The sequence below is a fragment of the Pseudomonas sp. SIMBA_041 genome, assembly GCF_046535095.1.
GTDB classification, from domain to species: Bacteria; Pseudomonadota; Gammaproteobacteria; order Pseudomonadales; family Pseudomonadaceae; genus Aquipseudomonas; species Aquipseudomonas mucoides.
In genome coordinates, this window is the sequence record NZ_JAWRXJ010000002.1 from 77,059 (window position 1) to 88,771 (window position 11,713).

Consider the following 11,713-nt stretch of genomic DNA (forward strand, 5'->3'; position numbering starts at 1 on the left):
AACGAGGATTTTCTCATGGCTAAAATCGGATTTATCGGCACCGGCATCATGGGCCACCCAATGGCGTTGAACCTGCAGAAAGCCGGTCACAGCCTGTTCCTGTCGGCGCACCACGACGCCGCGCCTGCCGACCTGATTGCCGCTGGCGCCGTCGCCCTGGCCAACCCGAAAGAAGTCGCGCAAGAAGCCGAATTCATCATCGTCATGGTGCCGGATACCCCACAGGTAGACGACGTGCTGTTCCGCGCAGACGGCGTTGCAGCCGGCGTGGGCAAAGGCAAAATCGTTATCGACATGAGCTCGATCTCGCCGACCGCGACCAAAGCGTTCGCGGCCAAGATCAACGAAAAAGGCGCGCAGTACCTCGACGCGCCAGTGTCTGGCGGTGAAGTCGGCGCCAAGGCGGCGAGCCTGAGCATTATGGTCGGCGGCGATGCCGATGCCTTTGAACGCGCCCTGCCGCTGTTCCAGGCCATGGGCAAGAACATCACCCTGGTCGGTGGTAACGGCGACGGTCAAACCGCGAAAGTGGCGAACCAGATCATCGTTGCGCTGAACATCCAGGCCGTCGCAGAAGCCCTGCTGTTCGCCTCGAAAAACGGCGCCGATCCAGCCAAGGTTCGTGAAGCACTGATGGGCGGTTTCGCTTCGTCGAAGATCCTCGAAGTACACGGCGAGCGCATGATCAAAGGCACTTTCGATCCGGGCTTCCGCATCAGCCTGCATCAGAAGGATCTGAACCTGGCCCTGCAAGGTGCCAAGGAACTGGGCATCAACCTGCCGAACACCGCCAACACCCAGCAAGTGTTCAGCACCTGTGCGGCCATTGGTGGCAGCAACTGGGACCACTCGGCATTGATCAAGGGACTGGAACACATGGCGAATTTCTCGATTCGCGATAAGTAACATTCGCCGCAATACCTGTGGGAGCGGGCCTGCATCGCTGGCAAGCCAGCTCCCACGGGGACCGAGTCGAAACACCTGCTTTCGCCCTACTCCAATAACAAGAATTCCGGGAGCCCGCCATGTCGGTCGATCCGCAACAATTCCTGCGCGAGCTGTTCGCCACAGCCATCGACGCCGCCCATCCGCAGCAAGTCCTCGAAGCCCATTTGCCCAAAGATCGCAGCGGTCGGGTAATCGTCATCGGCGCCGGTAAAGCTGCGGCCGCCATGGCGCAAGTCGTCGAGCGTTGCTGGCAGGGTGAAGTCTCCGGTCTGGTGGTGACGCGTTACGGTCACGGCGCCCCGTGCGAAAAAATCGAAGTGGTCGAAGCGGCCCATCCGGTGCCGGACGCTGCCGGCCAGGCTGTCGCCAAGCGAGTCTTTGAGCTGGTCAGCAACCTGACCGAAGACGACCGCGTGATCTTCCTGCTCTCGGGTGGCGGCTCCGCCCTGCTCGCATTGCCCGCCGCCGGTATCACCCTCGCCGACAAGCAATCGATCAACAAAGCCCTGCTCAAATCCGGCGCCACCATCGGCGAGATGAACTGCGTGCGCAAGCACCTCTCGGCGATCAAGGGCGGCCGTCTCGGCAAAGCCTGCTGGCCGGCCACTGTGTATACCTATGCGATTTCCGATGTGCCGGGCGACCTCGCCACGGTCATCGCTTCCGGCCCGACCGTGGCCGACCCAAGCACCTGCGCCGAAGCGCTGGCGATCCTCAAGCGCTATGGCATCGAAGTTCCGGCCTCAGTGCGTAACTGGCTGCAAAGCCCGGAATCGGAGACGGTCAAACCCGGAGATCCGAGCCTCGCGCGCAGTCATTTCCAGTTGATCGCCCGTCCACAACAATCGCTTGAAGCCGCCGCCGTGAAAGCGCGGCAGGCCGGTTTCAGCCCGCTGATCCTCGGCGATCTGGAAGGCGAATCCCGCGACGTGGCCAAGGTCCACGCCGGCATCGCCCGTCAGGTCGTGCTGCACGGTCAGCCACTGGCCGCGCCATGCGTAATCCTTTCGGGCGGTGAAACCACCGTGACCGTACGCGGCAATGGCCGTGGCGGGCGCAACGCCGAGTTCTTGCTGAGCCTGACCGACAGCCTCAAAGGCCTGCCCGGCGTCTACGCCCTGGCCGGGGATACCGACGGCATCGACGGCTCCGAAGACAACGCCGGCGCAATCATGACCCCGGACAGCTACGCCCGTGCCGCCGCCCTCGGTTTGAGCGCCAGCGACGAACTCGACAACAACAATGGCTACGGCTATTTCGAGGCGCTGGACGCACTGATCGTCACCGAGCCGACCCGCACCAACGTCAATGACTTCCGCGCCATCCTGATCCTCGAGAGCCCTAAACATGACGCCTGACAAGAAGGTTAAGATTCTCGCCACCCTCGGCCCAGCCATCGACGGGATCGACGACATCCGCAAACTGGTGCAGGCCGGGGTCAATATTTTCCGCCTGAACTTCAGCCACGGTGATCACGCCGACCACGCTCAGCGCTACCACTGGATTCGTGAAGTCGAGCGCCAGCTGAATTACCCGCTGGGCATTCTGATGGACCTGCAAGGCCCGAAACTGCGGGTCGGCAAGTTCGCCGAAGGCAAGGTGCAACTGCATCGCGGTCAGGCCTTGCGCCTGGACCTGGACCCGACGCCGGGTGACGAGCGCCGCGTTAACCTGCCTCACCCGGAAATCATCGCCGCGCTCGAGCCAGGCATGGACCTGCTGCTGGACGACGGCAAATTGCGTCTGCGCGTGGTGACCAAGTATTCCGACGCCATCGACACCACCGTGCTCAATGGCGGCGAACTGTCGGACCGCAAAGGCGTGAACGTACCGCAAGCGGTGCTGGAACTGAGCCCGCTGACCGCCAAGGATCGCCGTGATTTGAGCTTCGGCCTGGAGCTGGGTGTGGATTGGGTCGCGCTGTCATTTGTGCAACGTCCGGAAGACATCCGCGAAGCCCGCGAGTTGATCGGCGACAAAGCATTTTTGATGGCCAAGATCGAGAAACCATCGGCGGTGACTCAGCTGCGGGAAATCGCTGAATTGAGCGACGCGATCATGGTCGCTCGCGGTGATCTGGGCGTGGAAGTGCCGGCCGAAAGCGTGCCGCAGATTCAGAAAAACATCATCACCCTCTGCCGTGAGCTCGGCAAACCGGTGGTGGTGGCGACGCAGATGCTCGAGTCGATGCGCTTCTCCCCGGCCCCGACCCGCGCCGAGGTCACCGACGTGGCCAACGCCGTCGCTGAAGGTGCGGACGCGGTGATGCTGTCGGCGGAAACCGCCTCCGGTGAATACCCGCTGGAAGCGGTGCAGATGATGAGCAAGATCATCCGCCAGGTGGAAAACGGTCCGGACTATCAGGCGCAACTGGACGTGAGCCGGCCGAAAGCCGAGGCGACGGTTTCAGATGCGATCAGCTGTGCGATTCGTCGAATCAGCAATGTGCTGCCAGTGGCGGTGCTGGTGAACTACAGCGAGTCCGGCACCTCGAGTTTGCGCGCGGCGCGGGAACGGCCGACGGTGCCGATCCTCAACCTCACGCCGAACCTGCAGACCGCTCGCCGCCTGACCGTGGCGTGGGGCGTGCACTCGGTGGTCAATGATCGGCTGCGGCAGGTGGATGAAGTGTGTTCGACAGCGCTGGAGATTGCCCAGGCCCAGGGCATGGCTCAGCGGGGCGACACGTTATTGATCACTGCGGGTGTGCCGTTTGGGCAGCCGGGGTCGACTAACTCATTGCGCATCGAAACCCTGATTTAACCCCATACCATGATCGTTCCCACGCTCTGCGTGGGAATGCGGCCCGGGACGCTCTGCGTCCCAAGAGCAGACGCAGAGCGTCCATCGAGGCATTCCCGTGCAGAGCGCGGGAACGATCTGTACTGAATGACCCTTAAAATGCCTGCCAATCACTTCAACACCCACTGCCCCGACTGGGCGACAGCCCTGCTCAACGGTTTCAGTCAGATCTTCCTCCAGCGAAATCCGCTGTGCGGCCTGCTGTGCCTGTTGGCGATTCTGTTTACCGCGCCCACCTTGCTCGGCGGTGCGCTGCTGGGCGGTGTTGCCGGGTTGCTCACCGCGCAACGTCGCAACTACGCCAAGGAAGATCGACAGGCCGGACTGTTCAGCTACAACGGCGTCTTGCTCGGCTTGCTGCTGAGCCTCTATTTCCCCTGGTCTGCCCTGCTGCCGCTGATGATCATCGCCTGCGGTGGCCTGAGCGCGATGCTGACTCAACAGTGGCTAAAACGCTCCCGGGTCAGCCAATACCTGCCCGCCTACACCGCGCCCTTCGTGGGATTGGGCTGGTTGCTGCTGTGCTTCGCCACGCCGTCGACCCAGGCGCACCTGATCGAAATCAACACCCTGAACATGCTCGCCGCCCCCCTCAAAGGCCTCGGCCAGGTGATGTTCCTCGGTCATCCGCTGGCCGGTGCGCTGATTGCCGCCGGATTGCTGATTGCTGACCGCCGCGCCTTTTGCTGGGCGATGTTCGCGTCTGTCGCGGGCATGGGCTGGAGCCTGCTGAACCATGACTTCTACACCGCCCTGATCGGCCTCGGTGGCTATAACGCCGTGCTTGCCGCCCTCGCCTTCAGCTCGCAACGCCAGCAACTGTGGCTGCCTCCGCTCGCTATTGCACTCGCGTTGCTGCTGACACCCGTGTTTGCCGCGATCGGCCTGCCCACGCTGACCGCGCCGTTCATCCTCGGTTGCTGGCTGATCCGTTCGATTGTTCAAGTGCTCGGCAAAGCCACGATGACCACTGCGCCTTGCGCTCCTGGGGAGAATCAACCTAGGCTGCGCTGATCATTGGTTCAGGCGGTATCCATGGACAGCAGCAAAAACTGGCGTGAAGAGCTTTACGTCATGGTTTTCCAGAGCGACACCAAGGCGGGGCGACGCTTCGACGGCATCCTGCTGTTGATCATCCTCGCCAGCATCGTCATCGTGATGCTCGACAGCATCGACGCGGTTCACCAGAACTACGCCGATCTGCTGGCGTATATCGAGTGGGGCTTCACCTTCGTTTTCGCCGTCGAATACATCCTGCGGCTGTACTGCTCGCCCAAGCCTTTGCGTTACGCGTTCAGCTTCTATGGGCTGGTGGACTTGCTGGCCATCGTGCCCGGCATCCTCGCGCTGTATTACGCCGATGCGCAGTACCTGCTGATCATCCGGATCATTCGGATGCTGCGGATTTTCCGCGTGCTCAAGCTCAGCCCGTACCTCAAGCAAGCCAATTACCTGATGTCAGCGCTGCGCGGCAGCAAACAGAAAATCGTGGTGTTTCTGGTCAGCGTCTGCACCCTGGTGACGGTGTTCGGCACCTTGATGTACGTGATCGAAGGTCCGGAACACGGCTTCACCAGCATTCCCAAAGGCATCTATTGGGCGATCGTTACGCTGACCACCGTGGGCTTCGGCGACATCGTGCCGAAGACGCCGTTGGGCCAGGTGATTTCGTCACTGGTGATGATCACCGGTTACTCGATCATCGCCGTGCCCACCGGGATTTTCACCGCCGAACTGGCTAACGCGATGCGTGGCGAACAGCTGCAACATGACTGCCCGGTGTGCAAGAAAAACAGCCACGAACACGGTGCGGCATTCTGCTCGCGATGTGGCAACGCACTGTTTAAGAAACTGGAATAAGCAAAGAGCTTTTTAATCTTTAAAGGCCTATGCGAGCCCGGCTATAGTCGCTGGCAAATTGCCTCACTTTTAAATTAGAACAAGGACTGCGCAGTGAAAAAACTCTTTGGCGCCTCACTTCTGGCCGCTGGCCTGGCATTGACCAGCATGGCTCAAGCCGCCCCGACCCTGCTTAACGTTTCCTACGACGTGATGCGCGATTTCTACAAGGACTACAACACTGCCTTCCAGAAACACTGGCAAGCCGAGCACAACGAAAACATCACCCTGCAGATGTCCTTCGGCGGTTCCAGCAAACAGGCGCGCTCGGTGATCGACGGTCTGCCGGCTGACGTCATCACCATGAACATGGCGACCGACATCAACGCCCTGGCGGACAACGGCAAACTGGTGCCGGACAACTGGGTCACGCGCCTGCCGAACAACAGCGCGCCGTTTACTTCCGCCACGGTTTTCATCGTGCGTAAAGGCAACCCGAAAGCCCTGAAAGACTGGCCGGATCTACTCAAGGATGGCGTTCAGGTGATCGTGCCGAACCCGAAAACCTCGGGCAACGGTCGCTACACCTACCTGTCGGCCTGGGGCTATGTGCTGAAGAATGGCGGTGATGAGAACAAGGCCAAGGAGTTCGTTGGCAAGCTGTTCAAACAAGCCCCGGTACTGGACACCGGCGGCCGCGCAGCCACGACTACGTTCATGACCAACCAGATCGGCGACGTGCTGGTGACCTTCGAAAACGAAGCGGAAATGATTGCCCGCGAGTTTGGTCGTGACCAGTTTGAAGTGATCTACCCGAGCGTTTCCGCCGAAGCCGAACCGCCGGTGACGGTGGTCGACAAAGTCGTCGACAAGAAAGGCACTCGCGCTGCGGCCGAGGAATACCTGAAGTACCTGTGGTCGCCGGAAGGTCAGGAAATTGCGGCGGCGAACTACCTGCGTCCGCGTGACCCGGCGGTGTTGGCCAAGCACACGGATCGTTTCCCGAAAGTGGACTTCCTGTCGGTTGAGAAGACCTTTGGTGACTGGCGCACGGTGCAGAAGACCCACTTCAATGATGGCGGGATCTTTGATCAGATTTACACCGGTCAGTAATTCCTGAGCAAAATGAAAAAGGCGACCTGAGCAGGTCGCCTTTTTTTGCCGGACACAAACCCAAAGTTCACCGGGATTGGGACTTGCCTTCACATCGGTGGTGTCACGCCATCCTTGCCCGCCGAGATCGATTGCGCCGTCAGCGTCCCGTCCGCACTCTGCGTCACAAACGTCACGATCTTCACCCCCACCTTCAGCAAACTGCGATCCCCCGGCACCAGATTCACAATCGGCACGTCCATCGGCACCAGGATTTTCTGCTGCCCGCCCTTGTAGTTAACCGTCAACACCCGGCCATTGCTGACCACCAGATCACCGACGCTGCCATTGGTCATGCTGCTGCCCTTGACCAGGTCGAAGGGCCGATGCCCGTCGCCACTGCCGGCCAGTTCCGGCGGGAAGACGTGGACTTCCAGCGCCTTGAGGGTCCCATCTTCCTGAGGAATCGCCGCCGAGCCGATGTAGCTGCCGGGTTTGATGTCTTCGATGTTAGCCAAAGTGACGCCGCGGATTTTGGTGTCGTTGGTCAGGTGGATGACCACGTTTTCCCCACTGTTGGCATGGACATTCAACGCGTCGGAGCTGACCCCGGTGATCTCGCCGCGAACACCGATGCGCAAACCCGGCGCGTCGGCGGCCTCGGCCAGGCCAGTGGTCAACAAGGTCATCAGTGTCAGGGCTGAAGCGCCGCGAATCAGGTGGCGAATCATCGCATTCATGGCAGTGCCTTCCGGTTATGAAACGTGAGAGAGAACATAAGCACGCTATCGAACAGGATGTAAGTGAATGTATCATCGGACCTCACTTTTTTGGGACGCAAGGTGCATCGGCAAACAGCACATGGCCAGCGTCACTCATTCCGCAATGGAATGATTACTATCACTTCAACCTCTCTTCCGCCGTTTGGGCTTGCCGCTTAGCCTTCGCGCATTCCCTTTTGTCCAGCGAGACCCGTTATGAATCCAACGACCCAGGCGCCCCACGGTGCCGCGACAATGACCAAAGGCATGGTGCTGCTCTTCGCCTTCTGCTGCGGCGCCATCGTCGCCAATATTTACTATGCCCAGCCGATCATTGGCCTGATCGCGCCGGACATCGGCCTGACCAGCACCATGGCCAGCTTCATCGTTTCGTTGACGCAAATTGGCTACGCGCTGGGGTTGTTCTTCCTGGTGCCGCTGGGCGATCTGCTGGAGAACCGTAGATTGATGATCATCACCACCGTGGTGGCGATTGCCAGTTTGCTGGGCGCTGCGTTCACCGATCAGCCCAATGTGTTTTTGCTGATCTCGTTGCTGGTAGGCTTCAGTTCAGTATCGGTGCAGATCCTGATTCCACTGGCCGCGCATCTTGCACCGGAAGAATCTCGCGGCCGGGTGGTCGGCGGAATCATGGGCGGTTTGCTGCTGGGTATTCTGCTGGCACGACCGGTGTCCAGCGTGGTGGCTGACCACTTCGGCTGGCGCGCGATGTTCATGATTGCGGCCGCGTTGATGGCGGCGATCAGCATCTTGCTCGCGCTGACCATTCCCAAGCGCCAGCCTGATCACAGTGCTTCTTACGGGCAGTTGCTGGGGTCGCTGTGGACACTGTTGCGCCAACAACCGGTCTTGCGTCAGCGGGCGTTTTATCAGGGTTGCATGTTCGCCACGTTCAGCCTGTTCTGGACCGCCGTGCCGCTGGAACTCGCCCGCAATCATGGCCTGTCGCAAACCCAGATCGCGATCTTCGCCCTGGTCGGTGCCATCGGCGCCATCGCCGCGCCCATCGCCGGTCGCCTGGCTGATGCCGGTCACACCCGCATCGCGTCTTTGCTGGCCCTGATATTCGCCAGCCTGAGCTTCCTGCCGGCGTTCATCCATCCGCTCTACAGCGTCATAGGCCTGGCCGTGACCGGCGTGGTACTCGACTTCTGCGTTCAGATGAACATGGTCCTCGGCCAACGCGCGGTCTACGCCCTCGACGCCAAAAGCCGCAGTCGCTTGAACGCGCTGTACATGACCAGCATCTTCATCGGCGGTGCGTTTGGTTCGTCGGTGGCCAGTGCGGTGTATGAACACGGCGGCTGGTTGTGGATCGTGATTGTGGGGAGTACGTTTCCGCTGTTGGCGTTGCTGCGGTTTTTGAGTGCTTCGCAGAAGGCTTCGCTGGCGACGGCTTAAGCTTTTTAAACCCTCGCGAGCGCGCTCCCACAGGTAATCGCCCAACCTGTGGGAGCGAGCCTGCTCGCGATGCGATATGACGGCAATCGCCTGATTCAAACGTTCAACATTCCCCATCCCCTGCCTGCGAATTCCGGATTGTCCCGATGCGTGCTTACTGACGTTGGTGTTGGAACAATAAACCCCTCCTCCACCATTTTTTGCAGCAGGATCCGTGCGACTTCGACAGCAGCGTTGTATGCCTCCTCAAACGTATCCCCGGCGGTCACCGCGCCAGGGATGTCAGGTATTTGAATACCGATTGCCGTTCTCTCCTCTCCCCACTCGATAATGATGGGATGGTGCACAGGCGTCCCTCCCGCAAAACATCACCTTAATCAAGCGTCACTGGACCATAGAATCCGGACAGGGTCTGTTCACGTTGTTTTTCAGGATGTGAGCTCACTCATTCCCCCAAGAGTGTCGATGCCGGCACGATTATGTGATCGATCAGGATGGTGTGAGTCGTTACGCCGAGGTCAACCCGGATTACACTCAGCGTCCTGAGCCTGAAGCGATGCTGGATGCGATTCGCGGCTGCCCCTTTCACTGCCGCCCGCCCCGGCGGCAGGTTCTTTTCAAGGAGTGTGAAATGACCCGTCGTACTTTTCTCATCACAGGCGCCAGCAAAGGCATCGGTCGCGCGGTGGCCGAGCATCTGGATCGCGCCGGGCACCGGGTGGTCGGGATCGCACGAACCCCTGACCTGACGTTCCCCGGCATTCTGTTTCCACTGGATTTGAGCGACCGGGCGCTGACTCAGGAAGTCCTGGCGGATCTGGCCAGGACGTACGAGTTTGATGGGCTGGTGAACAACGTCGGTCTGGTACGCCCGCAGGTGTTGGGCGAGATCGATCTGGATACGTTCGACGATGTGATGCGGGTCAACCTCCATTCGGCGTTGCAGGCCACCCAGGCACTGCTGCCGAATATGCGTGCCAAGGGCTGGGGTCGGGTGGTGAATATTTCCAGTTTGACCGTGCTGGGGATCACCCAACGCACGGCGTATGCGGCGGCGAAAGCGGCGCTGATCAGCTTCACGCGATCGTGGGCGCTGGAGCTGGCGAAAACTGGCGTGACAGTGAATGCCGTGGCACCGGGGCCGACTGAAACCGAATTGTTCCGCACCAACAATCCACCGGGCAGTGAGGGTGAAGCGCGGTATCTGGCGGGCGTGCCGATGGGCCGTTTGGGGCAGCCGCAGGAGATTGCGGCGGCGATCGCGTTTTTGCTGTCCGAGCAGAGCGGGTTTATCACCGGGCAAACGCTGTTTGTCGATGGCGGCTCCTCCATCGGCAAAGCCGCGTTCTAACCAACAATACAACCCCCCTATAGGAGTGAGCCTGCTCACGATGAGGTCCTGACAGCCAACATCGTTGTTGAATGTCAGGCCGCCATCGCGAGCAGGCTCACTCCTACAGGGGATTTCCTAAAGGCATCAGACTGCACAAGGGTTTCGAATGGACCGCCTCGCCGCAATGGAAACCTTCGTCTACGTCGTGGAAACCGGCTCGTTTTCCGCCGCCGCCCGGCGCCTGAATATCGGCCAGCCCGCCGTGTCGAAAGCCATTGCGCAACTCGAATCACGCCTGGCCGTGCGACTGCTGTTGCGTTCGACCCGAGGCCTGACGCCCACCGAGGCCGGCCTGGCCTTTTTCGAACGCGCCAAACGTGCCATCGAAGAAGTTGACGAGGCCGACAACGCCGCGCGCGGTGCCGCCAGCGGGCTGACCGGCAACCTGCGCATTTGCGCCGCCGTGACCTTCGGCCGAATCCATATCGTGCCGCACCTCGGGCCGTTCCTCGATCAGAATCCAGACCTGAACATCGACCTGCTGCTCGACGACCGTAACCTCAATCTGGTCGAAGAAGGCGTCGACGTCGCACTGCGCATGGGCGCCCTGAGCGACTCCGGCCTCACCGCCCGCAAGATCGCCGAATGCCGACGTGTAATACTCGGCACACCGGCTTACTTCGACAAACACGGCGAACCCACCTGCCCGGCTGACCTGTGCAAACACCAGGCAGTGGTCTACGCCTTGGGCGGCGGCGCCAACTGGCAATTTCGCAACGCGAGCGAAGAACAGTCCGTGATCATCAATGGCCGAATTCGCGTCAGCGCCGCGGAAGGTTTGCGTGAAGCGGTCCTCGCCCATCTGGGATTGACCATGGCCTCCGAATGGATGTTTGCTCCGGAGCTGGCCAGTGATGCCGTCAGGGAAGTGATGACGGACTGGACCCTGCCGAACCAGGATTTGTGGGCGGTGTTTCCCACCGGAAGAATGGCCAGCGCGAAGGCTCGGGCGTTTGTGGAGTATGTGCAGGGGTTGTTGGTGAATAGAACCTGAACAGGACTCAAGCGGCAAAACGGCGATCCTCAGATCGCCGTTTTCATTTACTGCCCGAATTGCCGTCCCAACCCGCCCGGAACGCCATGGATATCCGTGTCTTCCCAAGGCCCGTCGGGGCTGACCGAACGGCTCCAGCCGTTGTTCCAGCGGTAGTAGGTGCGCTGGCGGTAGAAGGTGTTGGTCTGATCCTCCAGCACATAGACGCCAAGCTTGGCGTCCCAATGGCTATTACCACCCGGTGGCGGTGCGAAGCTGGCGGAGGTGCGCGGCATCGGTTTGGCCGGCTTGGCGGGGATGCCCGGTTTGCCCGGCGAGGGTGTCGTGGACGGTGTCGGCCTTGGCTGCGATGGCGGGATCGGTGGTGGTGTCGTGGGCTCTGGCCGCTGGACCGCACATGCACTTAACCCCAAAACCAGACTGAGCAGGGTGATACGAGCAATAGCGGTCATGGCGGTGCTT

The 11,713-nt window shown here is 60.6% G+C and carries 11 protein-coding genes and 1 pseudogene; 9 read left to right on the plus strand and 3 right to left on the minus strand.

Annotation, left to right across the window (positions count from 1 at the left end):
* Positions 1-15: 15 nt before the first annotated feature.
* The 6 genes from SB725_RS04030 to SB725_RS04055 all read left to right on the plus strand — a co-directional run bounded on the left by SB725_RS04030 (position 16) and on the right by SB725_RS04055 (position 6,702).
* Entirely contained in the window at positions 16-906 is an 891-nt protein-coding gene (locus SB725_RS04030; protein WP_027922399.1) for a 2-hydroxy-3-oxopropionate reductase, read from the plus strand.
* A 119-nt stretch (positions 907-1,025) separates the two neighbouring features.
* On the plus strand, positions 1,026-2,306 hold the full coding sequence (locus SB725_RS04035) for a glycerate kinase (RefSeq protein ID WP_027922398.1): 1,281 nt from the start codon (positions 1,026-1,028) through the stop codon (positions 2,304-2,306).
* Positions 2,296-3,711: a pyruvate kinase gene (gene pyk / locus SB725_RS04040; protein ID WP_410921312.1), complete on the plus strand. Its 1,416-nt coding sequence runs from the start codon at positions 2,296-2,298 to the stop codon at positions 3,709-3,711. Before SB725_RS04035 ends, pyk begins: the two co-directional genes overlap by 11 nt.
* 138 nt (positions 3,712-3,849) lie before the next feature.
* A complete protein-coding gene (locus SB725_RS04045; protein WP_027922396.1) occupies positions 3,850-4,764 on the plus strand; it encodes an urea transporter in 915 nt (304 codons plus the stop codon).
* 21 nt (positions 4,765-4,785) lie between these two features.
* Positions 4,786-5,610, plus strand: a complete 825-nt coding sequence (locus tag SB725_RS04050) for an ion transporter (RefSeq protein WP_410921314.1) — start codon at positions 4,786-4,788, stop codon at positions 5,608-5,610.
* 93 nt (positions 5,611-5,703) lie between these two features.
* A complete protein-coding gene (locus tag SB725_RS04055; RefSeq protein ID WP_059181368.1) occupies positions 5,704-6,702 on the plus strand; it encodes a sulfate ABC transporter substrate-binding protein in 999 nt (332 codons plus the stop codon).
* Positions 6,703-6,791: 89 nt separating this feature from the next.
* On the opposite strand, the gene SB725_RS04060 is transcribed toward SB725_RS04055, so the two are convergent.
* On the minus strand, positions 6,792-7,421 hold the full coding sequence (locus tag SB725_RS04060; RefSeq protein ID WP_410921316.1) for a DUF5666 domain-containing protein: 630 nt from the start codon (positions 7,419-7,421) through the stop codon (positions 6,792-6,794).
* 237 nt (positions 7,422-7,658) lie between these two features.
* On the opposite strand from SB725_RS04060, the gene SB725_RS04065 reads away from it, so the two are divergent.
* On the plus strand, positions 7,659-8,864 hold the full coding sequence (locus SB725_RS04065) for an MFS transporter (RefSeq protein WP_410921318.1): 1,206 nt from the start codon (positions 7,659-7,661) through the stop codon (positions 8,862-8,864).
* A gap of 98 nt (positions 8,865-8,962) precedes the next feature.
* Here SB725_RS04065 and SB725_RS04070 read toward each other — a convergent pair.
* Positions 8,963-9,211: pseudogene (locus SB725_RS04070) on the minus strand (type II toxin-antitoxin system HicB family antitoxin); the annotation flags it as partial.
* A 284-nt stretch (positions 9,212-9,495) separates the two neighbouring features.
* On the opposite strand from SB725_RS04070, the gene SB725_RS04075 reads away from it, so the two are divergent.
* Together SB725_RS04075 and SB725_RS04080 are read left to right on the plus strand one after the other, a co-directional pair.
* Positions 9,496-10,215 carry an SDR family oxidoreductase gene (locus SB725_RS04075; protein WP_123434066.1) on the plus strand — a complete coding sequence of 240 codons (720 nt, stop codon included), beginning with the start codon at positions 9,496-9,498 and terminating at the stop codon, positions 10,213-10,215.
* A gap of 148 nt (positions 10,216-10,363) precedes the next feature.
* A complete protein-coding gene (locus tag SB725_RS04080) occupies positions 10,364-11,251 on the plus strand; it encodes a LysR family transcriptional regulator (protein WP_410921320.1) in 888 nt (295 codons plus the stop codon).
* A gap of 47 nt (positions 11,252-11,298) precedes the next feature.
* Here SB725_RS04080 and SB725_RS04085 read toward each other — a convergent pair whose 3' ends face one another.
* Positions 11,299-11,703, minus strand: coding sequence for a hypothetical protein (locus tag SB725_RS04085; RefSeq protein ID WP_027922389.1), 405 nt, complete (start codon positions 11,701-11,703; stop codon positions 11,299-11,301).
* Positions 11,704-11,713 lie beyond the last annotated feature (10 nt).